The 23,690-nt window shown below is 66.6% G+C and carries 26 protein-coding genes and 1 pseudogene; 10 read left to right on the top strand and 17 right to left on the bottom strand.

Annotated elements, in window-relative coordinates:
* Positions 1-6 precede the first annotated feature (6 nt).
* Complete coding sequence (locus NC7_RS07195; RefSeq protein ID WP_067980633.1) at positions 7-570, bottom strand: hypothetical protein; 564 nt, start codon at positions 568-570, stop codon at positions 7-9.
* 355 nt (positions 571-925) lie between these two features.
* Between NC7_RS07195 and NC7_RS07190 the strand changes: the two genes are divergently transcribed.
* Positions 926-1,432, top strand: a complete 507-nt coding sequence (locus NC7_RS07190; protein ID WP_067980632.1) for a helix-turn-helix domain-containing protein — start codon at positions 926-928, stop codon at positions 1,430-1,432.
* Between the two features lie 30 nt (positions 1,433-1,462).
* Here NC7_RS07190 and NC7_RS07185 read toward each other — a convergent pair whose 3' ends face one another.
* Genes NC7_RS07185 through NC7_RS07175 form a run of 3 tightly spaced genes read right to left on the bottom strand, consistent with a single transcriptional unit; the run spans position 1,463 to position 6,178 of the window.
* Positions 1,463-3,019, bottom strand: a complete 1,557-nt coding sequence (locus tag NC7_RS07185) for a cobyric acid synthase (protein ID WP_067980630.1) — start codon at positions 3,017-3,019, stop codon at positions 1,463-1,465.
* Entirely contained in the window at positions 3,016-3,879 is an 864-nt protein-coding gene (gene map, locus NC7_RS07180; protein WP_067980628.1) for a type I methionyl aminopeptidase, read from the bottom strand. The genes NC7_RS07185 and map overlap by 4 nt, the downstream gene beginning before the upstream one ends.
* Positions 3,880-3,892: 13 nt before the next feature.
* Complete coding sequence (locus tag NC7_RS07175) at positions 3,893-6,178, bottom strand: FdhF/YdeP family oxidoreductase (RefSeq protein WP_067980626.1); 2,286 nt, start codon at positions 6,176-6,178, stop codon at positions 3,893-3,895.
* Positions 6,179-6,262: 84 nt separating this feature from the next.
* Between NC7_RS07175 and NC7_RS07170 the strand changes: the two genes are divergently transcribed.
* Positions 6,263-7,273, top strand: a complete 1,011-nt coding sequence (locus NC7_RS07170; protein WP_067980624.1) for an Atu2307/SP_0267 family LLM class monooxygenase — start codon at positions 6,263-6,265, stop codon at positions 7,271-7,273.
* A gap of 1 nt (position 7,274) precedes the next feature.
* Here NC7_RS07170 and NC7_RS07165 read toward each other — a convergent pair whose 3' ends face one another.
* On the bottom strand, positions 7,275-7,874 hold the full coding sequence (locus NC7_RS07165; RefSeq protein ID WP_067980622.1) for a DUF4126 domain-containing protein: 600 nt from the start codon (positions 7,872-7,874) through the stop codon (positions 7,275-7,277).
* 59 nt (positions 7,875-7,933) lie between these two features.
* The gene (locus NC7_RS07160; protein ID WP_067980621.1) at positions 7,934-8,314 is read right to left on the bottom strand and encodes a winged helix-turn-helix transcriptional regulator; all 381 of its coding nucleotides are present in this window, start codon (positions 8,312-8,314) and stop codon (positions 7,934-7,936) included.
* A 76-nt stretch (positions 8,315-8,390) separates the two neighbouring features.
* On the opposite strand from NC7_RS07160, the gene NC7_RS07155 reads away from it, so the two are divergent.
* On the top strand, positions 8,391-8,801 hold the full coding sequence (locus NC7_RS07155) for a RidA family protein (RefSeq protein ID WP_067980618.1): 411 nt from the start codon (positions 8,391-8,393) through the stop codon (positions 8,799-8,801).
* Between the two features lie 16 nt (positions 8,802-8,817).
* Here the strand turns inward: NC7_RS07155 and NC7_RS07150 are convergent, their stop codons facing one another.
* On the bottom strand, positions 8,818-9,651 hold the full coding sequence (locus NC7_RS07150; RefSeq protein WP_167352409.1) for a hypothetical protein: 834 nt from the start codon (positions 9,649-9,651) through the stop codon (positions 8,818-8,820).
* A gap of 90 nt (positions 9,652-9,741) precedes the next feature.
* Here NC7_RS07150 and NC7_RS07145 point away from each other — a divergent pair, with 90 nt between their 5' ends.
* Positions 9,742-10,587 carry a helix-turn-helix transcriptional regulator gene (locus NC7_RS07145; RefSeq protein WP_067981233.1) on the top strand — a complete coding sequence of 282 codons (846 nt, stop codon included), beginning with the start codon at positions 9,742-9,744 and terminating at the stop codon, positions 10,585-10,587.
* An 80-nt stretch (positions 10,588-10,667) separates the two neighbouring features.
* Here the strand turns inward: NC7_RS07145 and NC7_RS07140 are convergent, their stop codons facing one another.
* On the bottom strand, positions 10,668-11,066 hold the full coding sequence (locus tag NC7_RS07140) for a nuclear transport factor 2 family protein (protein ID WP_067980613.1): 399 nt from the start codon (positions 11,064-11,066) through the stop codon (positions 10,668-10,670).
* Positions 11,067-11,128: 62 nt separating this feature from the next.
* On the opposite strand from NC7_RS07140, the gene NC7_RS07135 reads away from it, so the two are divergent.
* Both NC7_RS07135 and NC7_RS30040 read left to right on the top strand, forming a co-directional pair.
* Positions 11,129-11,725, top strand: coding sequence for a TetR/AcrR family transcriptional regulator (locus NC7_RS07135; RefSeq protein WP_067980610.1), 597 nt, complete (start codon positions 11,129-11,131; stop codon positions 11,723-11,725).
* Between the two features lie 102 nt (positions 11,726-11,827).
* A pseudogene (locus NC7_RS30040) lies at positions 11,828-11,953 on the top strand (transcriptional regulator); the annotation flags it as partial.
* Positions 11,954-12,316: 363 nt separating this feature from the next.
* Here the strand turns inward: NC7_RS30040 and NC7_RS07130 are convergent.
* From NC7_RS07130 to NC7_RS07120, 3 genes are all read right to left on the bottom strand, one after another.
* Complete coding sequence (locus tag NC7_RS07130) at positions 12,317-12,619, bottom strand: hypothetical protein (protein ID WP_067980607.1); 303 nt, start codon at positions 12,617-12,619, stop codon at positions 12,317-12,319.
* Between the two features lie 226 nt (positions 12,620-12,845).
* Positions 12,846-13,064: a hypothetical protein gene (locus tag NC7_RS07125; RefSeq protein WP_067980605.1), complete on the bottom strand. Its 219-nt coding sequence runs from the start codon at positions 13,062-13,064 to the stop codon at positions 12,846-12,848.
* Positions 13,061-13,450 (bottom strand): DNA-directed RNA polymerase subunit beta, encoded by a 390-nt coding sequence (locus tag NC7_RS07120; protein ID WP_236573378.1) that lies wholly within the window; start codon positions 13,448-13,450, stop codon positions 13,061-13,063. Before NC7_RS07120 ends, NC7_RS07125 begins: the two co-directional genes overlap by 4 nt.
* A gap of 805 nt (positions 13,451-14,255) precedes the next feature.
* Here NC7_RS07120 and NC7_RS28965 point away from each other — a divergent pair.
* From NC7_RS28965 to NC7_RS07110, 3 genes are all read left to right on the top strand, one after another.
* On the top strand, positions 14,256-15,122 hold the full coding sequence (locus NC7_RS28965; protein ID WP_157101875.1) for a DUF5919 domain-containing protein: 867 nt from the start codon (positions 14,256-14,258) through the stop codon (positions 15,120-15,122).
* Positions 15,094-15,903, top strand: a complete 810-nt coding sequence (locus tag NC7_RS28395) for an inositol monophosphatase family protein (RefSeq protein ID WP_201449873.1) — start codon at positions 15,094-15,096, stop codon at positions 15,901-15,903. The genes NC7_RS28965 and NC7_RS28395 overlap by 29 nt, the downstream gene beginning before the upstream one ends.
* 265 nt (positions 15,904-16,168) lie before the next feature.
* Positions 16,169-16,933, top strand: coding sequence for a glucose 1-dehydrogenase (locus tag NC7_RS07110; protein WP_067980598.1), 765 nt, complete (start codon positions 16,169-16,171; stop codon positions 16,931-16,933).
* A gap of 7 nt (positions 16,934-16,940) precedes the next feature.
* Here NC7_RS07110 and NC7_RS07105 read toward each other — a convergent pair whose 3' ends face one another.
* From NC7_RS07105 to NC7_RS07080, 6 genes are all read right to left on the bottom strand, one after another.
* The gene (locus tag NC7_RS07105) at positions 16,941-17,738 is read right to left on the bottom strand and encodes an ABC transporter permease (RefSeq protein WP_067980594.1); all 798 of its coding nucleotides are present in this window, start codon (positions 17,736-17,738) and stop codon (positions 16,941-16,943) included.
* A 2-nt stretch (positions 17,739-17,740) separates the two neighbouring features.
* The gene (locus NC7_RS07100) at positions 17,741-18,634 is read right to left on the bottom strand and encodes a 2-aminoethylphosphonate ABC transporter permease subunit (protein ID WP_084458104.1); all 894 of its coding nucleotides are present in this window, start codon (positions 18,632-18,634) and stop codon (positions 17,741-17,743) included.
* 100 nt (positions 18,635-18,734) lie between these two features.
* Entirely contained in the window at positions 18,735-19,922 is a 1,188-nt protein-coding gene (locus tag NC7_RS07095; RefSeq protein ID WP_067980588.1) for an ABC transporter ATP-binding protein, read from the bottom strand.
* Positions 19,923-19,945: 23 nt separating this feature from the next.
* Positions 19,946-20,992: a 2-aminoethylphosphonate ABC transporter substrate-binding protein gene (locus tag NC7_RS07090; RefSeq protein WP_067980585.1), complete on the bottom strand. Its 1,047-nt coding sequence runs from the start codon at positions 20,990-20,992 to the stop codon at positions 19,946-19,948.
* A 61-nt stretch (positions 20,993-21,053) separates the two neighbouring features.
* Positions 21,054-21,734 (bottom strand): phosphonatase-like hydrolase, encoded by a 681-nt coding sequence (locus NC7_RS07085; RefSeq protein WP_067980583.1) that lies wholly within the window; start codon positions 21,732-21,734, stop codon positions 21,054-21,056.
* A gap of 8 nt (positions 21,735-21,742) precedes the next feature.
* Positions 21,743-22,870 (bottom strand): TIGR03364 family FAD-dependent oxidoreductase, encoded by a 1,128-nt coding sequence (locus NC7_RS07080; RefSeq protein WP_067980580.1) that lies wholly within the window; start codon positions 22,868-22,870, stop codon positions 21,743-21,745.
* 97 nt (positions 22,871-22,967) lie between these two features.
* Here NC7_RS07080 and NC7_RS07075 point away from each other — a divergent pair, with 97 nt between their 5' ends.
* Positions 22,968-23,690 carry a GntR family transcriptional regulator gene (locus NC7_RS07075; RefSeq protein WP_067980577.1) on the top strand — a complete coding sequence of 241 codons (723 nt, stop codon included), beginning with the start codon at positions 22,968-22,970 and terminating at the stop codon, positions 23,688-23,690.

Genomic DNA, 23,690 nt, shown 5'->3' with positions numbered 1-23,690 from the left:
CACGATTCACCAGAGGCTGGTGCGCAGCACGATCTCGGTGGCGAGTTCGTGGCCCGCCTCGGTGGCGATGTTGTCGACTTCCAGCGGCACGACGCGGAATTCGCCGTAGACGAAGCGGCCGGACGCATCGGCGGTGGCGCGCGGGAGGCTCTTGGTGACCATCATCGTCACCGGGAGTTCGAGCGGCGGGCAGGCCGCGTCGGGGACCGTACCGTCGGCGCCCGGCACGGCCGGGTGACCATGATCGGCGACGACGAGACTCATGAACCGGCCGAACCGGCCCGCGCACACACGCCACGCGAGTGCCGCGCCCGCCCCGCGACCGGCCACGTTGACGTAGGGCAGCTCGAGTTCGTCGAGAATAGCGTGCACCCCCGCGGGCTCGAGCCCTTCGACGGACTCGACGACCACGGTCTGCAGATCGGATTCGTGCAGCCGCGCGCACACCTTGTCGAACACGTCAGCAGGGTCGTCCACATCGGGAAGCAGCAGCACATTGTGCCGCGAGGAGGGCCCGTCGACCCGCACTGTCCAGGCCCGGTCACCGACCGTGATCTGCCGAGATTTCATGCCGGTTTACGGTACACGCCCACCCTGAACACCACCCGCCGTTCGACGGCGACGCCCCGCCCGCGCCGACCCCGTGTACTGGGCTTTCACTGCCCGGAACCCGGAAATTGCCGAACCTGTCACAAGGCAGCGGCCCAGCCGGTGAGGACGAGAGCGGACCCACACCGCGAACACGTCGCGACCTGCGGCACAGCCCGAGCAGGTCGACGCACGCAGCACGTCCCTGGTCATACGATCGACAATCGAAAGGGATCGGCCCGAAGAACCGACTCCGGTTGCACTGGTAATTCCAGCATTCGTACTGTCTGGAACAATGTGCTGGCTCGACATCGGGAACCACTGAGCCGGAGAAGCTGTGCACGACGAAGAGAACGAACAGAAACTGTCCTTGGCAATCGTGGAGGCCTTGAAGAACAAAGGGCTTTCACAGTCCGAAATCGCCAGGCAGTTCAACGTGACGCGACAGTACGTGTCGTGGATCAAGCACACGTACGGGGGGCGGCTCACCCCGACCGAGAAACTGCTCCGAGAGCATTTCCCTTGGAAATGCCCTGTTGTCTTCAGTCAGGCCGCACCCTACCAACGGCTGCGCAACCATGGGGAATTCGTCGCTACGGGCGGGAACGGGATGGCCGAATACAAGCTCGACCGCCTGCGCGGCTTCTACGGGAGGCTACGCGAGGGGTTCGTAGTCGAGTTCGACCCCGACTTACCACCGGAACGGAGGGTGAGCAACAAGGGTGGCTGGGCATATCGCGAGCGCCTGCCCGAGGATGGCGATCTGCTCATACGGGTCAACGAGCACACGAATCTCACTGAGGAAGGGGCGAGGATCTGGCGATTGCCCCTCGTCGATCCGTAGTCCCCGTCGAGTGTGCGATTCACCGTTGATTCAATTCGAGCCGATCGTCGCGGTCCGAATAACAGCACCACCGGAGGAACCTTCCCGGATCAGCGTCTCCAGGGCGGCGAGGTCGAGATTCTTCTCGATCAGATCGGCGAGGAGGTCGAGCTGGGCTTCGCGCACGGACGCGACCGAGGTGGCGGGGGCGACGACGAATTCGGGGCGCCCCGCTCGGTGCGCGACCTCAGTGAGCCAGCCGCGACGGAACTCGTCGGATTCGAGGACACCGTGGACGTGAGTCCCCCAGATCGCTTCCTGGGCACTGCCTTCCGGCGCGCCCGCGATGGTGAGCCAGGCCGGGTCGCCGGTGCGGTGCACCCGGCCGTGATGGATCTCGTAGCCGTGCACCGCGTGCTCTCCCGCCGCGCCGGTCACCTGCTGGGCGATCTTCGGGTCGGCGAATTCGATGTCGAGGTCGAGTAGGCCGAGTCCGTCGACCACGGTCGGTAGCGAGCCGTGCTCGGTGTCGACGTGTTCGACGCCGTCGACGATGCGGCGGCCGAGCATCTGGTAGCCGCCGCAGATGCCGAGGATGGGGCGGCCCGCCGCGGCGCGAGTGCACAGAGCCTCGCCCAATCCCTTGGCACGCAACCATTCCAGGTCGGAGATGGTGGATTTGGAACCGGGGACGACCACCAGGTCGGCGCTGGTGAGTTGGTGGGGGCTGTCGGCCCAGTGGACCGAGACGCCGGGTTCGCAGGCGAGGGCTTCGATGTCGGTGGAGTTGGAGATGCGGGGTAGGCGGATGGCGGCGACGGTGAGCCAGTCGGTGCCGTGCGGTGGGGCGGGACGGCCGACGGGGGTGCCCGCGACGGTGCCGAGGGAGTCCTCGGCGTCGAGCCAGAGGTCGTCGGCGAACGGGAGGACACCGAGGGTGGGGCGGCCGGTGAGGCCGGTGAGCTGGTCGATGCCGGGTTGCAGCAGGGAGACGTCGCCACGGAATTTGTTGACGATGAATCCCGAGATCAGTTGCTGGTCTTCGGGTTCCAGGACGGCGACGGTCCCGAACAGATGGGCCAACACCCCACCGCGATCGATATCGCCGACCAGGAGAACCGGAAGATCCGCCGCGCGCGCCAGACCCATGTTCGCCAGATCGGTCGCGCGCAGGTTGATCTCGGCGGGTGACCCGGCACCCTCGCAGATCACCACGTCGAATTCGGCACGCAGCGAGGCGAGTTCGTCGGCGACCACTTCCCGTAACTGCTGACGACGGGTGAAATAGTCACGCGCACCGACAGTTCCGATCGCCTTGCCGCGCACCACCAGCTGCGATCGGCGGTCACTGCCCGGCTTCAACAACACCGGGTTGAACCGCACGCTCGGCTCGAGGCCACAGGCGCGCGCCTGCAACGCCTGCGCGCGCCCGATCTCCCCACCGTCGAGCGTGACGACGGAATTGTTGGACATGTTCTGCGCCTTGAACGGCGCGACCCGCACCCCGCGCCGCGCCAGCATCCGGCAGATACCCGCCACCACAACACTTTTGCCCGCGTCGGAGGTGGTTCCGGCGATCAGCAGCGCCCCGCGCAGCGCACCGCTCACGGCAGGGTGAGGATTTCCGCGCCCGTCTCGGTGACCACGAGGGTGTGCTCGAACTGCGCGGTCCACTTGCGGTCCTTGGTGACCACGGTCCAGCCGTCGTCCCAGATGTCGTAGTCGATGCCGCCGAGGTTGATCATCGGCTCGATGGTGAAGGTCATGCCCGGCTCGATGACCGAGTCGATGTTCGGCTGGTCGTAGTGCAGGATCACCAGGCCGCTGTGGAAGGTGGGGCCGACACCGTGGCCGGTGAAGTCACGCACCACGCCGTAGCCGAAGCGGTTGGCGTAGGCCTCGATGACGCGGCCGATGACATTGAGCGCGCGCCCCGGCTTGACCGCCTTGATCGCCCGGTTGGTCGCCTCCTCGGTGCGCTCGACCAGCAGGCGCACCTCCTCGTCGACGTCACCGGCGAGGAAGGTCTTGTTGGTGTCGCCGTGCACGCCGTGGATGTAGGCGGTGACGTCGATGTTGACGATGTCGCCGTCCTCGATGACGGTGGAGTCGGGGATGCCGTGGCAGATCACCTCGTTGAGCGAGGTGCAGCACGACTTGGGGAACCCCTTGTATCCGAGGGTCGAGGGGTAGGCGCCGTGGTCGCACATGTATTCGTGGGCGATGCGGTCGAGTTCGTCGGTGGTGACACCGGGTGCCACCGCCTTGCCCGCTTCCTCGAGCGCCTGCGCGGCGATCTTGCCCGCGACGCGCATCTTCTCGATGGTCTCGGCCGTCTGCACCCAGGGCTCTTTGCCCTCGTTGACCGTCGGTTTCCACACGTATTCGGGGCGCTCGATGGAACGCGGGACGTCCCGCAGCGGCGACTGGGTGCCGGGGACGAGTGGCTGACGGGTGCGCACGGACATACCGGAAGTGTACTTAGCCGACGTCGGAACCGGCCGCGACGGGTTCGAGGCGCACGACGATCCCCTTGGAGGTCGGGGTGTTGCTGATGTCGGCGACGCTGTCGAGCGGGACCAGCACATTGGTCTCCGGGTAGTAGGCCGCCGCCGAACCCCGGCTCGCCGGGTAGGCGACGACGACGAACTTCTCCGCGCGGCGTTCGCTGCCGTCGTGCCACACGCTGACGATGTCGACCGTGTCGCCGTCGGCCAGGCCGCGTTCGGCGAGGTCGTCGGGGTTGACCAGCACCACGCGGCGCGCGTGGTGGATGCCGCGATAGCGGTCGTCGGGACCGTAGGGAACGGTGTTCCACTGGTCGTGGGACCGCAGCGATTGCAGCACCAGGTAGCCCGGTGGCACGTCGAGTGCGGTCACCTCGTTGCAGGTGAACCGCGCTTTTCCGGTGGCGGTGCGGAAGACGCCCTCGTTGACCGGGTTCACCAGTCGCAGCCCGCCCGGCCGGGTCACCCGGTCGTTGAAGTCCTCGAAACCGGGCACCACGCGCGCGATGCGGTCGCGGATGGTGCTGTAATCGGCGACGAACTCCTCCCAGGGAATCGCCGAGGCGCCCAGCGTGCGGCGCGCGAGCCGGGAGACGATGGCCACCTCGCTGAGCAGGTGCGGTGAGGCCGGGTCGAGGCGGCCGCGCGAGGCGTGCACCTCGCTCATCGAGTCCTCGACAGTGACGAACTGTTCGCCGCCCGCCTGGATGTCGCGATCGCTGCGGCCCAGCGTCGGCAGAATGAGCGCGGTGTCGCCGCACACCGTGTGGGAGCGATTGAGCTTGGTGGAGATCTGCACGGTGAGCGCGCAGCGGCGCAGCGCCGCCTCGGTGACCTCGCTGTCGGGCGTCGCGCGCACGAAATTGCCCGCGACACCGACGAATACCTTCGCCTCGCCGTCGCGCATCGCCCGGATGGACCCGACCGAATCCAGCCCGTGTTCGGTGGGCGGGGTGAAGGAGAACTCGGCGCCGAGGGCATCGAGGAACGCGCGCGGTGGCCGTTCCCAGATGCCCATCGTGCGGTCGCCCTGCACGTTGCTGTGCCCGCGCACCGGACACACCCCGGCGCCGGGGCGGCCGATATTGCCGCGCAGCAACAGGAAGTCGACGATCTCGCGGATGGTCGGCACGCCGTGTTTGTGCTGGGTGAGCCCCATCGCCCAGCACACGATGATCTTCTTGCTCGCCAGCACCCGCTGATGCACCTGTTCGATCTCCGCGCGTTCGAGACCGGTGGCCGCGAGCGCGGTGTCCCAGCTGATTTCGCGCGCCTGCCGCGCGTATTCGTCGAAACCGCTGGTGTTCTCGGCGATGAAGTCGTGGTCGAGCACGGTGCCGGGGGCGGCGTCCTCGGCGTCGAGCAGCAGCCGGTTCAGCATGCGGAACAGGGCCAGGTCACCGCCGGGACGGATCTTGAGGAACTGGTCGGCGATGGCGGTGCCGCGACCGAGCACACCGCGCGCCTTCTGCGGATTCTTGAACCGGATGAGTCCGGCCTCGGGCAACGGGTTGACCGCGACGATCGCGCCGCCGTTGCGTTTGGTCTGCTCGAGCGCCGAGAGCATGCGCGGATGGTTGGTGCCCGGGTTCTGGCCGACGACGAAGATCAGGTCGGCCTGGTAGATGTCGTCCAGCGACACGCTCCCCTTGCCCACCCCGAGCGTCTCGTTCAACGCCGACCCGCTGGACTCGTGGCACATGTTCGAGCAGTCCGGCAGGTTGTTGGTGCCGAAGGCGCGCACGAACAGCTGCAGCAGGAACGCGGCCTCGTTGCTGAGCCTGCCGGAGGTGTAGAACAGGGCCTGGTTCGGCGAGTCGAGGCCGTGCAGCGTGGTGGCGACGAGGTCGAGGGCCGCGTCCCAGCCGATGGGTTCGTAGTGGGTGGCGCCCGGGCGTTTGACCATCGGTTCGGTGAGTCGACCCTGCTGGTTGAGCCAGTAGTCCGACTTCGTGTCGAGTTCGGCGATCGGGTGCGCGCGGAAGAAGTCGGCGGTGACGCGGCGGGTGGTCGACTCGTCGGCGATGTGACGCGCGCCGTTCTCGCAGTACTCGTTGGTCGTCCGGTGCGCGGGTTCGGGCCACGCGCAGCCGGGGCAGTCGAAACCGTCGGGCTGATTGATATTCAGCAGGGTGAGCGCGGTTCGCGGCAAAGTGCTCTGCGACAGGGAGTACTTCAAGGCATTGACCACGGCGGGAACGCCGACCGCCCACTGCTTCGGCGGGGTGACGGTCAGGTCGTCGGCGGGGTCTTCGATCATGATGCTCTCAGCATATCGGGAATCATTTCGGACCACGGTCCGTTTATGCTGGAGAACAGCACGCGACCTGGAAACGAGGTTCACATGGAACTGGGGCTCACCACCTTCGCCGAGCGGTACCCCACGGGCGATCTGCCCGCGCCGACGGCGGCACAGCGGCTGCGTCAGGTGGTCGACGAGGCCGTGGCCACCGAGGCCGCGGGACTGGACGTGTACGGCGTCGGTGAGCATCATCGCCAGGATTTCGCGGCGTCCGCACCGGCCGTCGTACTGGCCGCAGCGGCCGCCCGCACCGAACGGATCCAGCTGACCAGCGCCGTGACAGTGCTCAGCTCCGACGACCCGGTGCGCGTGTATCAGGACTTCGCGACGCTGGACGGCCTGTCGAACGGGCGCGCCGAATTGATGGCCGGGCGTGGGTCTTTCACCGAATCGTTCCCCCTGTTCGGTTACGACCTGGGCGATTACGACGCACTGTTCGAGGAGAAGCTGGCCCTGCTGCTTCGCCTGCGCGAGGAGGAGCCGGTGACCTGGTCGGGCCGGTTCCGCGCACCGCTGCGCGAGGCCACCGTCTACCCGCGCACCGACGACCGGCCGCTGCCGGTGTGGATCGCGGTCGGCGGCAGTCCCGAATCGGTGATCCGCGCCGGGCTGCTCGGCCTGCCGTTGGCGATCGCCATCATCGGTGGGCAGCCCGCGCGGTTCAAGCCGCTGGTCGAGCTGTATCACCGGGCGCTGGCCGAGGGCGGTCACGAGAAGCAGCCGGTGGCGGTGCACGCGCACGGCTACCTCGCCGACACCGACGAGCAGGCGGTCGCCGACTTCTACGAGCCGTACGCGATGGCGATGTCGGTGATCGGCCGCGAGCGCGGATGGGGACCGATGACGCGTCAGCAGTTCGATGCGCTGCGTTCCCAGAGCGGGTCGCTGTTCGTCGGCACTCCCGACTACGTGGCCGCCAAGATCGCCGATGTCCGCGACACACTCAGGCTCGACCGGTTCATGCTGCACACCAGCGTCGGCACACTGGCGCCGGAGAAGGTGCTGCACACCATCGATCTGCTCGGTTCGAAGGTGGCACCGCAGCTGCGGTGACCTACTCGAGCGCGTCGACCGCCCGCGCCTGGCGCCGTTCTCTTCTGCGGCGCAGGTAGCGACGGATCCGGCTGGCACACGAGTACACGACCCACAACCCGATCGCCAGCAAGATCGCGGCGACAACGGCAGCCAACACCGGAAAGAACACAGCGAGGGTGATGATGCCGCCGACGCTCAAGTCCTCGGCGGTACTCATCGCGATATTGGTGACCGGTTCCGGTGAGGTGTTGATCGCCATCCGCGTTCCGGCTTTGACGATATGGCTGGCCAGCGCGGTCGTGCCGCCCACGGCGGCGGCGAACAATGTCGGCAGCGAATCATCCTGTCCGGCGATCAAAGCCGACACCACCGCACCGGAAGCCGGTCGCACCACCGTGTGCACCGCGTCCCAGAACGAGTCGAGATACGGGATCTTGTCGGCCACGGCTTCGATGAGGAACAGCACGCCCGCCGCGACGAGCACATCGGTGCGTTCCAACCCCGCGGGTACGTCGTCGGTCCAGCCGATCCGACCGAACAGGCCGAGCAGGAACACCACCGCGTACGCGTTGATCCCACTGGCCCAGCCAGCGGTGAAAATCAGAGGCAGCACCGACACGTGGTCAGCCTAAGCCCGCCTACCGACAGGGGACGGCGGCGTGGCCTAGATCGCCACGTTCACCGCGCCTCCAGTTCGGCGTCCTCCCGCTCGTCGTAAGCGGCCCGGGCTCGGTGGATCGCGGGCATCTGGTCCGCCGCCCAGGCGAGCAGGACATCGACCGGATGACGCAGGGTCTTGCCGAGCGGGGTGATCCGGTACTCGATCGCCACGGGACGCGTCCCGACCACGTCGCGTTCGACCACCCCGTTGCGCTCGAGTCTGCGCAGCGTCGCGGTGAGCGATTTCTGCGTCACCGTGGGGATCGCTCGGCGCAGTTCGTTGAATCTGGAAGGTCGTTCGCAGAGTTCGTTCAAGACACTGAGCGACCACTTGTCGAGCACCTGATCCAGCAGCTCGCGGTGGGCGGTGTCGATGCGGAGCTCGTCGGCGGTATCCATGCTGAAACCTGGTTTCGTTGAAGTGTCCTTCGTGCACTAAGTAGCTTAGCGATACTTACAACGAACGGAGCGGACCATGACTGTCGAGCACTTCACCCCCGAGGGGATGCTGCAGCCCACCCCTTACCATCACGTGGCAGTGGGCACCGGATCGCGGCACGTGCACATCAGCGGTCAGGTCGCGCGGCTGGCCGATGGCACGCCGGTCGCGCCGGGTGACCTCGCCGGGCAAGTCGCCCAGGCACTGCGCAACACCGCCGTCGGACTGGCCGGAGCGGGCGCGTCGTTCGCCGATGTCCTCCGCCTGACGTTCTACGTCACCGGATGGACCCCGGATCAGATGGGCGCGTTCATGGCCGGTGTGGAATCGGTCGCCGCGGAGATCGGCCTGCCGAACCCGATGCCGCCCGCATCGCTCATCGGCGTGGACTACCTGTTCGAAGCTGACATCATGGTGGAGTTGGAGGCGACGGCCATCGTCGATTGATCCTCGGCGAGAGCGGTCAATGCCGGGAGATCAGGCCCTCGGGGATAGGCGTCCAGGTATGCCCGTCGGTGGATCGCAGGTTGTCGTCGACGTCGATCAGGCAGATTCTCTCGCCGTCGCGCACCGTGAGGATGCGGCCGACCTCATCCAGCGTCATCGCATGACCGACGTCGTACAGCTCCCCCGAATGGGCGGTGAGGCCGAGGTCTGAGTCGCGGTCGCCGAGGTACAACGGCGCCCCACGGGTGACGGCGTCCGGCGGCGCCTTCCGCACATGCCATTGGAGGTCACCTTTGTACAGCCACGCCAGTACGCCACGCGGATGCCAGACAATGACTTCGGGAACGAAATCTTCGTCGTGGTCCCGGGCGGCGAGGCCCCATTCGAAAGCGGCGACCTCCCACGGCTGGTCTTGGCCACGGTGCAGCACCATGACAAAGCCCTGTCGATTGCCGAAGGAACCGTCCCAGTCGTAGGGCTGACCGGTATTCAGCGCGAGCACGAGCTGGTCGCTGCCGAGAAACTCGGCGTAGGTCCAGCTTTCGAACCAATCGATGTCGGGAACAACCGCTCGCGTCGTTCCCGACTGCAGTACACCGTCGGCGAATCGCCAGCTGTTGTCCGACGATTCGACCTCGACGCCGCCGGTGCCCTTCTCCGATGTCATGCCCCACCCCTCCAGCGACGGTACTTCAAGGTCGACGGTCCGCGCTGTCGCGCCAGTGGGTCGATCTGCCGGTGCCCGCACCACCCGAGAGCCTATTCCAGCGTGGGCGCTCGGACCGACCACGACCTCGGCACCACCTACGTAGGGGGTGGGCAGCGCGAAGGCGTCATCGCCGTCGACCACAGCCCCACGACGTTTGTGCGTGCCCCCTCGGATGACACCGCTCGCCTGCGGCCCTACCTCGCCTCCAGCGCGGCTGACTACGTTGGGGTGATGATCGGTGCGGCATCGGTTCGGCGGCGAGGACAATTGCGCGAGTTTCTGCGGGCCAGGCGAGAGCGGATATCTCCCGGCGAGGTCGGGTTGCCCATGGGTGGGCGGCGTCGGACGCCCGGACTACGCCGCGAGGAGGTCGCGATGCTTGCGGGAGTCGGCGTGTCTTGGTACACGTGGCTCGAGCAAGGACGCGACATTTCGGTCTCCAGCGATGTTCTCGATGCCGTCGCGCGGGTCCTGCGAATGAACGAGCCCGAACGTGCCCACCTGTATCTGCTCGCCGGACTCAACCCGCCGCCCGCGAATGGTTCGGGGGCGGAGGTGAGCGAGGAGGTCCGGGCGCTGCTCGACGGGTGGGAACGTGGGCCCGCGATAGTGCGCGACCGGTACTGGAACATTCTGGCGCTCAACACTCTTGCCGGTTGCGTATTCGGCTGCGACGACGGGGAACCACACAACTGCCTCGTCACCTTCTTCACCAGCCCCCGCTACCGCGGTCTGCCCGAGATCTGGGCCGAGGCGGCGCCCGGAGTCGTCGCGGCCTACCGAGCCGACGCGGCGCTCGTCCCGCACGACGACGAGTTCGACCGCGTGGCAAAGGAACTCGCCGCCGTCTCGCCCGAATTCGCACAGCTGTGGGATCGTCACGAAGTCGGCGTCCCCGCCCAAGCCGTCAACGCCCTGCACCATCCCGAAGTCGGTGAACTGTACTTCGACGCGACAACTCTCACCGTCGCCGACAACCCGAATTGGTCTGTGGTGCTCTACAACCCGAAACCTGGCACGTCCACTCGCGAGCGCCTGACCGCCCTCCCCCATCTCCGCCTCACCGAATCCGCCTGAGCTGTCGGCGGTGCGGCCAGGGCACATCGACACCCCCTTCCGCGCCGAACCACTGCGATACTCGACCTCGCCGCGACGTCCTATCCGCGAATCCGCGCGTCCGGCCACTGTTCGGTGTCGGTGATCTGGATCAGCGACGTGACCTTGTCGTCGGCGATCGTCAGGTCATGGGCGAACGCGGCCTCGAATGCGACACCGGTCGACCGGCTGGTTCCTCGGTACGCACCGAACACGATGACCCGGCCACCGCCCACCTCGACGAATTCGTCGGGATACGGCGCGGCGTCGTATGCGGCGAAGATGGCACCCCACACCTCGACCAGCATCGTCCGCGGATCGGGGATCGCGCCGCCGACACCCAGCGGCATACCCGCGCTGACCTGTGCCGTGAACGACGGATCGAGCAACGCCGCGAGCGCGCCACCATCGGATTCCGCGAACGCCGTGTACAGCTTCTCCGCCACGCTACGTGCAGTCATTCTCGACTCCTGTTTTTTAGAGATATGTCCCTAAAACGAAATTAGAGCATAGTCTCTACATCATGGGAAGACCCCCGCTGCATGATCACGACAGCTTCCTGGACGCCGCGGCTCGGCTGTTCGCCGCGCAGGGATCGCGTGCGGTGACGATGGCCGCCGTGGCGCGGTCGATCGGCGCACCGAGCGGCTCGATCTATCACCGTTTCCCGGACCGCCCCGCTCTGCTGGCCGCGCTGTGGTTGCGGTCCGGTCGTCGCTTCCTCGAGGGATATTCGCGCGTCGTCGGTGTCGCGCCGTCGACGGCGGACGCCGTTGCCGCCTCGGCCTGGATCGTCGACTGGTGCCGCGACAACCTCGCCGAGGCCATCGTGTTGCAAGCCGGTGCCAGGACCTTCACACCGGACGAGTGGCCGGAGTCGGCCCGCGCCGAGCTGGCCGAACACGACGCGATACGAAGACAAACCCTGCGGACCGCCGTCGCAGCACTCGCCGAACAGACCGGCCTCCCCCACGACCGCATCCTGTTCACCCTCGTCGACATGCCACTGGCCGTGGTCCGCCCCTACTTCCACAACGGTGAGCCACCGCCGGTGCGAGCGACCGAGTTGGCACGAGAGCTCGCCGAAACCCTGCTCACCTCACCACACACCGGATCCTGACCGCCGTCACGCGTCCGTGCGGCGGCCCACCCGCCCAGGGCGCCGCACCAGCCTGATTGATCACGTTGGGATACATGGTCGGAGTGGCATGAACGAGAACAGTTGCGGGATTTTCTGCGGTCCCGACGGGAGCGGATCGCGCCGGGTGAGTTCGGCCTGCCGGTGAGTGGTCGGCGGCGGACACCGGGATTGCGTCGCGAGCAGGTCGCGATGCTGGCCGGGGTCACATGTTGGTTACGCATTCCTTGTGTCGGGTCGCCGTTGGACGTGTGACAGCAGGTGCGGCCTGCCTATCCGGTGCCTGGTCAGCGTCGCGTCCAGGGGTCGTTCCAGACCCTTATAACCCCAGCTTCTCCATTGCCCAGTCAACGGCGGCTTCGCGCTGGTCGGCGGGAATGTCACAAGTGAAGTGGAGCGGCGGGGTGATCCACCTGACCGAGCGCCATCCACGGGCAGGGCGCACTGTCCAGCCGCCGTATTCCCGCGATGGTGAGAAGACCTTGGCGTTGCGGTCGCTGCGGTGATGACGGCGCTCGAACAGCAGGTACCGGAGCTTTGTCCGCGTATTGTTCAGTCGATGCACGGTCGGTCCTAGCAGCTGATGATGGCCTCGGTGGAACTGTCACTGTACGACCCGATGGCGTGGTTGTCCGAGATCGTAGCCACGACCCTCCATGCCCCCGGCTGGCACGGCGCGTAGGTGGCGATATTGAGCCGGGGGTCGGGGGTCTGGTCGGATGCCTCGGCGCCGCGCACCTGCCAGCTGCCACCCCGAGCTCGGTGCTGCACGGTAAGGGAGATGTGAAACACCTCGGGCCGCGTGCTACAGGTGACGTAGCCGCCGCCGATGACCGCGTTGTGCTGGAAGTACGGCTTGCCGTCATGGAAGTGCATCTGGCAACCGTGGCTGGACGTCGTACCTGCCATTGCGGTGGCAGCGGTGCCCCAGCAGATCAGGGCCGAAGTCGCGACGATGGCCGAAACAGACCGAGCCTTTATGTGAATCTCCTTGTGGCAGAGCGTATTAGATCGCTATGGGCGAAACTCGGCCCTCGTTGACATTCAGGCAGGCGTGAAGGCCATTCATCCTGTCGAGGGCGCGGTGGCGAGGCTGTGCAGGTCAGGGCAGCAAGAACAGACGTTCGTTCGGTAATCGCCGCAGCCCGGTGCAGCGAGCGACCTTCACGGCGATGGTGCAGTTGCGGCGGGCGGTGAGGTCTTGGACGAAGACCAGAGCAGCGGTCAGACAGGCAGCGAAATCCATTCGCACACTGGGGAACTCGATGCGGATGTGGATGTCGGGTTCCTGAGGTCGCGGGGACTCACTGCCGGTGCTCATCGCGGATACTGCCTGGGTAGGCAGGCACGGGCGCATTCGAGCACGACCGCCCCCGATGGCCGGAACGTGCCGATCGCCGGGGAAATCCAGGTGCGCAGGACAAGAGAGTTTGGCAGCGGTGAGGGCAAGGCGATATCGCCATCGCCGATCACCACGACGCGGGCTTTCCACAACCGGGCGACCTCGATCGCGTCCCCGACCGGGCGGATATCGGAGCGCACGAGGAATGTCCACATTCCGGCGCGGGGGTGCCCGATGATCGGCAACGGCGCGACACCGCGTTGATCGAGGAGAGTTTTGACCCGCTGGGCGAGTTCGGCGGGCATCATCACTGCCCCAACCAACCCGGCGCGCATCATGATCCGCCCGGTAGGTGGGTCGATCACTGTGGGCAGGTGACACACACGCCGGTAGAACTCGCACCGCGATTGGGGCGTTTCGGTAAAGTCCGTCACTGGTGGGCTGATCTGAGTCATCGGCCTGCTCCTCGGGCAACTCGGCCGTGACGGCACCGGTCGTGCCGAACGCGTCCAGTGCGTGCCTGGTGGTGAAGAATCCTGCTTCGCGCATGGCATCGAGTACCGGCGTCAGTTCGGCGACGGACGGCGGCCAGGGGACATCTGGGTCGAGGTGACTCATCGCGCGGCTCGCTGTTCGCTCATCGGGCCGACCGCCGCACCGGACGCCGCAACCCCGGCGAAATCTGCCACTGCCCGCGCCGATTCCCGAAGGCGCGGCCGGTGTCACGCAAGGCTTGCAGTACACGTACGACACGCCACCTCGGCGCGTTCAAGTTGTTGGCGATGGTGTCGGCGGTCAACATCCCGCCCGGTCGAAGCAAAGCAAGGACCTCAGTTTCGAAAGTATCGTCCATCGGTCCACCCCGGCGCGGGAAGTACCTGAAAAATTCAGGCATAAGGTCAACGCGGCCGATACGGGTGGGCTGTTGCATACGATTCCTCCTTGCGGCCAGTGTGTTGTTCGGATTGGCTAGCAGACGGAACGTCGGTCGTATGGCTTCGGCCGCTCGCGCTAACACGGTGTCAACTTTGTCGGTCCGGTCGGTATGGTGTCGTCGCCAGCTCTGTCTAATCTGCACCGCGCTTGTATGATCTAGTTTCTTCTGTGGCTCATCTCCGCTACGATCAGCCGAAACGGTCACAGGATGACGAGGGGTATAGCGTGGGGACAGTGCTCAAGGCTTTGCTTCAGCAACGACACATCCAGACAGTTTCCGCATTCAACCGCGAGTACGACGCGGCAGCGTCGAAGATCGACTCATCCGCCATCGGCGCCGGACCAAAGAAGGCGCAATTCTATCGGTGGTTGTCGGGAAACATTTCCACCCTGCCATACCCGCATCACTGCCGAATTCTTCAAGAGATGTTTCCCGGGTGGAGCATCGAGGAGCTGTTCTCGAATTACACGGGAGGTGCCGATCTACGTCAACACAAAACGATGGCGATACCGCCACTCGCGTCCAGCATTTCTGAAATATCTGACATCAAAAGTGTCTTTACGCGACGCGCCGAGTTTCTGAAAGCCAACCCGCCACAAGAGCTGTTCCACGAAGCCAGAACGATCGATCTCGTCGGCCTATCCTTGAACATCCTTTGCCAACAATGCTCGGACAGCGAAGTGTTACGAATGATGCGGAACGGGACGACGATACGCTGCCTGTTCCTTGACCCGGACGGGTCGAATATCACCGAACGCGAACATGAGGAAGGCCATGCAGCGGGTGCGCTGGCACATCTGACGAGGCTCAACATTCACATGTTGCAGCGAGTTCAGTCGAGTCGGACAGTTGAAACAGGCGGCAGGATACACATCCGTGTTTACGATGCGCCGGTACGCTTCAATTTGTGCATTATCGACTCGGAAGTATGCGTGATGCAGCCATACCTCCCCTTCGCCCGCGGGCTTGAATCGCCTACATTCGTGTCCAAGAGAAGAGAAATCGAAGGAACTTTCCAGACCTTCGCAACAGTATTCGAGGAAATGTGGAGAAAGGGAACGGAACCCGAAATTGAGTACAGCCAGGGAGTCACTGCTTGATATCGCACGCCGTGCAGTCTCCGGTGGTGTATCAATTCTCGAGTCGAAAACAATGGGTTCGGTTTCATCGAAAGGCGACCGCGACTTTGTTACAGATGTCGACGTAGCGGTACAAGAACATATCCGCCAGTTTCTCGCTAACGAGGCTCCGCACATAGCTTTCCTCGGCGAAGAGGGCGACCACCACCATCACCGCCTGGACGAAGGGCCTTGTTGGGCTCTGGATCCCATAGATGGAACGTCGAATTACATTCACGGTTTACCCCTCTTTGGTATATCGCTTGCGCTATTCGAAAACAATGAGCCGACGGTCGGCGTGATCAGAATTCCCGCGCTGCGTCGTGAGTACCATGCGGCAGCCGGAATGGGCGCCTATCGGAATGGTCAACGCATCCGAGTCGGGACGTCCTCACGAATATCAAAGTCGATAATTTCGATCGGCGACTATGCCGTAGGGCGGAATGCGGCACAACGAAACCGTCCACGGCTTTCGCTGACGGGGCTGTTGGCCGCTCGCGCCGAGAGGATCAGGATGTTCGGCTCAGCTGCCTTTGATCTCGCTTGTGTGGCAGATGGCAGCACAGACGGTTGCGTCATTCTGTCGAACAATCCGTGGGACATCGCCGCTGGCGCGGTCATCGTGCGCGAGAGCGGTGGCATGGTCTACGACTCAGACGGCAGCGCACACAACGTGAGGTCACGTCACACGATCGCAGGGAACGACCTAACAGCAAAGGAACTCGTCGCAATGGTGGGACAAGCGCATACCGAAGACGGCTGACGGCTGTCCGGGCAGAAAACCCTTCCGCCAGTGCAGCCTTGATCCCGGCCAGCCAGGCGGGTTTCTTCGTTGATCGACGGGACAACCTGAACTTGTCCGTGGTGCTGTACAACCCGAAACCGGGCGCCGATACCCGCCATCGCTTGATCAGGCTGCACCTCCCCGAATCCGCCTGAGGTACCGGCGCGGGATGTCAGGGTGGTGGTGGCGCACCCCTGATGAACGCGCACTGTCTGTTCCGCGTGCGGGCGCGCAGGGTGAGTGCATGACGCACAACAGCTTTCGATTCGACGGGAAGATCGCTCTGGTCACCGGGGGTAGCAGCGGGATGGGGTTGGCTGCGGCGCGGCGGTTGATCGAGGAGGGTGGGCAGGTCGTGGTGACCGGCCGGGACAAGGGGCGCCTGGAGGCGGCAGTGGAAGCCTTGGGAGACGGGGCGACCGGGGTGGCCGGTGACATGGCCGATCTCGGTGACCTGGCTGTCGTGATGCGGACGATCCGTGAGCGGTTCGGACGGCTCGATGTGGTGTTCGCCAACGCGGGGATCGGGTCGTTCCAACCGATCGAGCAGGTGAGCGACGACCTGTTCGGGCAGGTGATCGACAGCAACTTCAAGGGAGCGTTCTTCACGATCCAGCAGGCGTTGCCGGTGTTGGTCGACCACGGCGCCATCGTCATCAACGCGTCGTTCGGCCTGCATCGGGGTGTGCCGGGGGCGGCGTTGTATTCGGCGAGCAAGGCGGCCGTGCACAATCTGACGCGCACGCTCGCCGCCGAATTGGCGCCCCGCCGGATCAGGGTCAATTCGGTGAGCCCCGGCTACATCGACACACCCGCCTTCCGCGCCGAACTCTCCGAGGCCGCACAGGCCGGAGTCGCGGCCCTCTCCCCCGCCGGTCGCATCGGCACCCCGGACGATGTGGCCGCCGCCGTCGCCTTCCTCGCCTCCGCCGAGGCCGCCTACATCAACGGCCACGACCTACGCGTCGACGGCGGCCTGACCTCGGTCGACGCCGCGGCGCTCCTCTAGCCGCAGTTCAGCGGAGTGCGGCGCGGCCGCGCAACCGGCCGAGGACCACGAGGACGACGAGGGTCACCGTGACGAGGATCGTTGTGGCGGCGGCCGCGTCGAAGACCTCCCCTCGGTCGGTCTGGGCGAAGATGCTGACGGGCAACGTCTTCCAGGTGGCGGGGTACACCATGATCGTGGCGCCGAGTTCGCCCATGGAGAGGGCGATCGAGAGGCCCGCTGCCGCACCGAGCGCGGGCAGCAGCAGCGGCAGGGTGATCTGGGTCAGGACGCGGATCGGGCCCGCGCCCAGGGATTCGGCGGCTTGACGGTAGGCGGGGTCGAGGCGGTCGAGGGCAGCGGAGATGGCGCTGAAGGCGTAGGCGAGGACCAGGACGGTGTGGGCCAGGATGACGATCCACTTGGTGCCGCCCAGCAGCAGGGGGCGTTGGTTGAAGGCGATGAGGACACCGAGGCCGATGGCCACCGAGGGCACGGCGACCGGCAGGTGGAAGACGGCGTCGGTGACGCGGCGTAACCAGACGGGGGCTTCACGGGCGGCGAGGGCGGCCCAGGTGCCGACGAGCAGCGCGACAGCGCCCGCGAGCAGCGCGGTCTGCAGACTCACCGACAGACTCGCGGCCTGTTCGCCGCTCAGCGCGGTGCCGAGATTGGCGAAGCCGAGGTCCGACGGCAGCGGGCCGGTCCAGCTGCCCGCGAGCGCGGCGAGCACGACCGTCGCGAGGGGGGCCACGAAGACCACCGCCACAACCAGCCCGAAGACCGTGAGTACCAGCACTTTTCCACGGGAGGTCCAGACGAGCACGATCAGTCCTCCTTCGGACGGGCGATGAACCGGGCGAACACGAGCCGGTAGGTGAGGTACAGGGTGAGCGAGAGCACCACCTGCACGGTGGCGAGGACCGCCGCTCCCGGCAGGTCGAAGGCGACGATGCCGCGTGTATAGATCAGAGCGGGCAGGGTGATCACACCCTTGGCGCCGGTGAACAGCACGATGCCGAACTCGTTGAGCGTCAACAGCAAGACGAGGCTGCCGCCCGCCGCGAGCGCGGGCCACGCTTCGGGCAGCACCACCTGTCGCAGCACTCGCCACGGTGAGGCGCCGAGGCTGGCCGCCACATCGAGCTGTTCGCGGGGCAGTTGCGCGAACGCGGCGAGAACGGGTCGCACCACGAACGGTGTGAAGAAGGTGATCTCCGCGAGGATCACACCGAGTGGCGTGGTGAGGAAGTCGATGACCGGTGTTGTCGCCCCGGTCAATTCGGCGATCAACGCGTTCACCGCGCCCGCTGTGCCGTAGAGGAAGGTGAAGGCCAGGGTGATGAGGAACGACGGGAGGGTGAGGACGGTGTCGATCAGCCTGCCGACCACCCCTGAACCGGGAAACGGCACGAACGCGAGCACGATCGCGAGGAACGTACCGAGCACCAGACAGCCGAGCGTCGAGCACACGGCGATGGAAATGGTGCGCCACAACGCTTCCCGGAACGACGCCGAGCCGAGAACCGACGACCACACGTCGGTCCCGCGTCCAGTCGGTGTGCGCGTCGACTCCGTGAGGACCCGAAGAATCGGGTATCCGGCGATGCCGAGCACGATGAGCACGGGCGGCAGTGCCCAGAGGACAGGCATCCACGAGCGCCGCGCGCCACCGGATTCCGGCTTCGCGAGCACAGGCGGGTCGAGGACCGGTGTACTCATCGCTGTACCTCACCGTCGCAGGACAGATACTGATCGCCGAACACCTTCGCCGCCGGAATACGTGGTGCCGACCGGATTCCCGCGCCGAATGCAGTCGAGATCATGATGTCGCTCCCGAACCGGGAGTACCCATCCCGATCGTGTTCGCGATCAGGACACCGGCAGGATCGGGCAGGACAACACCGACCACCGAACCCACCGCTGCGGTGCAATGTCCGGGCACGTCGGCGGCCAGCACAGCAGGCAATCCGTCGACATCGAGCTCCACGCGAGTCGACGCACCTCGCCACACCGCGCTACGCACCGTGGCGCGCAACGCGTCGCGAGCCGAGGTCTTGCCGAGGGCGATGGTGTGCGGGCGCACGCACAGCAGCGCGTCGTCGTCGGGCTTCCACTCGTCCTGCCCGACACCGGGTACCGGCGCCTGGGCACGCAGCGTGGAGGTACCCGCGGTGACCAACGCCGCCGTCCCGGTGACGTGCTTCACCGTGCACGGCACCAGGTTCGCCCCGCCGAGGAACCCGGCGGTGAAATCGGACGGCGGTCGCTGCCAGAGGTTTTCGGCGGTGTCGATGTCGACGAGGCGGGCATCACGCATCACCGCGATCCGGTCGGCCAAGGCGAGCGCCTCAGCCTGATCGTGAGTGACGTACAGCATCGCCGTGTCGGGCAAGGCCTTACGCAACTCCTGCAGTTCGCCGAGCATCGAGTGGCGCAGTTGCGCGTCGAGCGCGGCGAGCGGTTCGTCGAGCAGCAGCACCTTGGGCCGGATGGCCAGCGCACGGGCGATCGCCACCCGCTGCTGCTGACCACCCGACAGTTCCCTCGGCAGGCGCCGCGCGTAGCCACCCATGCCGACCATGTCCAAGGCCTCGGTGACACGCGGCCCGATCTCGGCACGCGGCACCCGCTGCGCTTTCAGCCCGAACGCCACATTGCTGTGCACGTTCATGTGCGGGAACAGCGCATAGGACTGCACGACCACACCGATCCCCCGCTCGACGGGCGACAACGCGGTGACGTCGCGCCCGGCCAGACGGACCGAACCCGAGGTGGGACGGACGAATCCGGCCAGCGCCTTGAGCGCGGTCGACTTGCCCGACCCGCTCGGGCCGAGCAGCGCCACCGTCTCGCCGACGGCGACGCGCAGGTTGAACTCGGCCAGCGCGACAGCGGCTTTGCGGCCCCGGCCGTAGCTGACACCTACCCGGTCGAACACGATCGCGGGTTCGGTCGTCTCGGTCGTCACGGAAACGAGGGACCCCGTGCGGACGTCCTCATCGGACATTGTCGACTCCTTGTACAGGGGTTTCAGCTGCCGGTTGCCTTCTGGTATGCCGCGAGGTCGGCATCCAGCTCGGTGAGCACCTTGGTCCAGTCGACCGGAAGCACCTCGACGCCGCGCATGGTCGCGGCGGGGCCACCTTCGGCCGGAGCGGCGACGTCGGTGCGCGGCGACACCGCGAACGCCTCGGGCCCGAGCTCGGCCTGGGCCTCGGGCGACAGCAGGAACCGCATCAGCTCGGTGGCGTCGTCCTTGTGCGGGGCGCCCTTGGCCAGACCCATCATGTACGGCACCGCGACGGTGGACTTCTTGCCGTCGGCGGCGGGGAAGAAGACGTTGAACGCCGAACCCTTCTCCTTCACCGTGGTCAGGTTCATCTGCACGTCACCGTTGGCGATGAGCAGCTCGCCCTTGTCGACCTTGGCCTGCAGCTTGCCGGTCGACGACGACGGGCCGACATTGTTGGCCTGCAACGCGGCCAGGTAGTCCAGCGCGCCCTGCTTGCCGCGCAACTGCTGCAGCAACACGAGCACGGCGGTACCGTCACCGGCCTGGCCGGGCGTCGAATACTGCAGCTTGCCCCTGAACTCCGGTTTCAGCAGGTCGTCCCAGGTGAGCGCGGTGGCGTCGACCGACGGGTTGGCGATGAAGCACAGGAAGTTGTTGGCCATCGTCACGTAGTTGCCGTCGGGATCCTTGTCGGCGGCCGGGATGGCGGCGGTATCGATGCCGCTCGGCTGCAGCAGACCCGACTGTTCGGCCTTCTGGATGAACGGCGGCAGGGTGACGACGAGGTCGGCCTGCGGATTGGACTGTTCCTTGTCGACCCGGTTGACCACCTCGCCGGATCCGGCCTCGACCAGATTCACCGCTATCCCGGTCTGCTCGGTGAACTCGGCGAAGCGGTTCTTGTACCAGCCACCGACGCCGTCGGCGGAGTACACGGTGATGGTGCGGCCGTCGGCCGATTCGGTTCCGGTGCCGCCACACGCCGAGGAGAACGCGACGGCGGTGGCACCGGCCAGCAGCAACGCGGTGCGCGCGAGGCCACGTCTGGTGAGGGAAGTACGCACGATGACAGCAACTTTCGTTTCACGGAGGTGCATGCGCCGCGGCGGTCGCCGCGACGGAAGTTCAGGGCAGGAGCAAGGCGGGGAAGTCGACGACGGAGTCGACGATGTGGGTGGCGCCCGCCTCGCGCAGCTGGGCCGCGGTGTGCGCGCCGGTCAGGGTGCCCGCGACGACGCCTGCCCCGGCCGCGAGACCGGTGGCGATATCGCTGGTCGTGTCACCGAGGACGGCGATCCGGTCGACCGCGTCGACCCGCAGCCGCAGCGCCGCGGTGAGGACCATGTCCGGGTAGGGGCGACCACGGCCCGCGTCGGACGGGGCGAGGGTGAGGTCGGCGAGGTCGGTCCAGCCGAGGGCGGCCAGCAGCTTGTCCTGGGTGACGCGGCTGAACCCGGTGGTCAGCGCCACCCGCACGCCCGCGTCACGCAGGGCCGTGATCGCCTCCACCGCACCGGGAATCGGCGCGATATCAGCCTCGTCGACGAGGGCGTCGTAGGCGGCCTCGAAGGCGCGGTTACCGGCCTGGGCGGCGGCCTCGTCGCCGAGCAGCGCGCGGAAGACCTCGATCTTGGACTGCCCCATGGTGTCGAGCACGTAGCGGCGGGCCTGCTCGCGACGCGGGCCTGCCACCTCGATACCCACCGCTGTGGCGGCCTCCTCGAAGGCGCGCAGCACCAGCCCGCCGTCGGCGACGGTGGTACCGGCCATGTCGAGCACGGCCAGTTGAATCCTGTTGTCCGACATCGTGTTCCTCACAGTCCGATCTGGTCGGCGGTCTGTTCGCCGATCGCGGGGCCGAGCGTCATTCCGCGCCCGCCGGGGCCGGTGACCACCCAGACGTTGGTGTCGGCGCGGGCCCGGGTGACGATGGCGTCCGGATCGACGCTCTGGCTGTAGACACCCGCCCAGCGGCGCACCACCCGTGGCAGTCGGCGTCCGAGCAGTTCCTCGGTCACCTCGGTCAGGTGCTCGTAGGGTGCCTCGTCGACGTCGAAGGCGAACGGTTCGGTGTACTCGTGGGTGTCGCCGATGGTCAGCCCGCCGTGCAACCGCTGCACACACAGCAACTGCATCTTGTGCTCGGCGGCAGTGGCGGTCTGGGACTGCTCGGCTGTGAGCGAATCCACCTGCGGGCCAGCGAAACCCGGGTAGTAGCGGAAGCTGTCGCCGTCGGCGATCGCCGTGGTGAGTTCCTCGCCGAGTGGTTCGGTCTGCATCATCTGCAACCGCACCCGGCGCACCGGCAGCTCACCGGCCAGTTCCCTGGTGAGCCCGGAATGCGCGGCGCCCGGGCAGTGCACGACCAGGTCGGCCTCGTACCTGCGGCCCCGGTCGTCGAGCACCACCGCACCCGCGCCGGTGTCGGTGATCGAGCGCGCCTCGGTCGACTCGTGGAAGGTATAGCGACCGCTTGCCGCCATGTGGGCGCGCAGGGCCGGGAGCGCCTGACGCGACTCCACCGCCGCGTCGGTCGAACAGTGCAGCCCGGCAAGGTATTTGCCGCGCAATGCTGGATTCAGGGCGAGCACCTGCTCGGGTTCGAGCAGGGCGAAACCGCGAGCGGCCGCGGTCGGTCCCGAGGCGGCGGCCTCGGCGACGGCCAGCTCCGCCGGGGTACGGACCAGGGTGATCGACCCGGCGGGCCGGAAGCCGACGCCCGCGACCCGGCCGCCGATCTCCTCCCACAGCTCGCGCGAGCGCAGCGTGAGTTCCAGTTCCCCCGCCGAGCGGCCCGACACCCAGACCAGGCCGAAGTTGCGGACCGTCGCGCCACGCGCCTCGCGTTCGCGTTCCAGGTGGACGACCTCGTGGCCGCGGGCTATCGCGGCCCAGGCGTGCGCCGTGCCGAGAATCCCGCCGCCGATGATGACCAATCGCATGGCACCGATAGTTGCAAATGGTCTAGACCGATAGGTGTGGCCCGGGCGAACACCGCGTTAACTTTTGGTATAGACCAATCCGGGTACGCTGGGCGACATGGATTCACCGCACACCACGCGCGTCCCGAAGGTGTTCCGCGTCCGCACCGAAATCGACGCGATCCTCGCCGAACTCGCCGAGGGCGACCCCGTGCCCTCCGAACGCGAACTCGCCACCCGCTTCGGCGTGGCGCGCGAGACGGTGCGCCACGCGCTGCGGGAACTGTTGGTGGAGGGCAGGATTCGTCGACGTGGACGCGGAACGGTCGTGTCGCGGCCCAAACTCACCCAACCGCTGTCGCTTCGGTCCTACACCGAGGGCGCGATCAGCCTCGGGCGCGTACCCGGCCGCATCGTCGTCACCTGGGAGGACGTGGCCGCCGACGCGCAGACCGCGATCGATCTGGAGGTGGAACCCGGCATCCCGGTGATGCACCTCGAACGCGTCCTGCTCGCCGACGGTGAACGCATCGGGCTGGAAAGCACTTACCTGCCGCTGCACCGCTTCGGCGGGCTTCGCGGCAGTTACGACCCGACCACGTCGCTGTACGCGGCGATCCGCGCGACCGGCGTGAGTTTCGCCGGTGCGCGCGAACGCATCGAGACCGTACTCGCCTCCCCACGGGAGGCGGGTCTGCTCGAAAGCACTACCGCGTTACCGATGTTGCTGCTGCACCGACGAAGTGTCGATGCGGACGGCGCACCCATCGAACGGGTGCGCTCGCTCTACCGTGGTGACCGTGTCGCCTTCGAGGCGAGGTTGTCACCGGAAACCGGGTAG

The organism is Nocardia caishijiensis NBRC 108228 (genome assembly GCF_001612825.1).
Lineage (GTDB): Bacteria > Actinomycetota > Actinomycetes > Mycobacteriales > Mycobacteriaceae > Nocardia > Nocardia caishijiensis.
The sequence above is the reverse complement of the archived record's forward strand: the minus strand, read 5'-3'. Positions and strand labels throughout refer to the sequence as shown.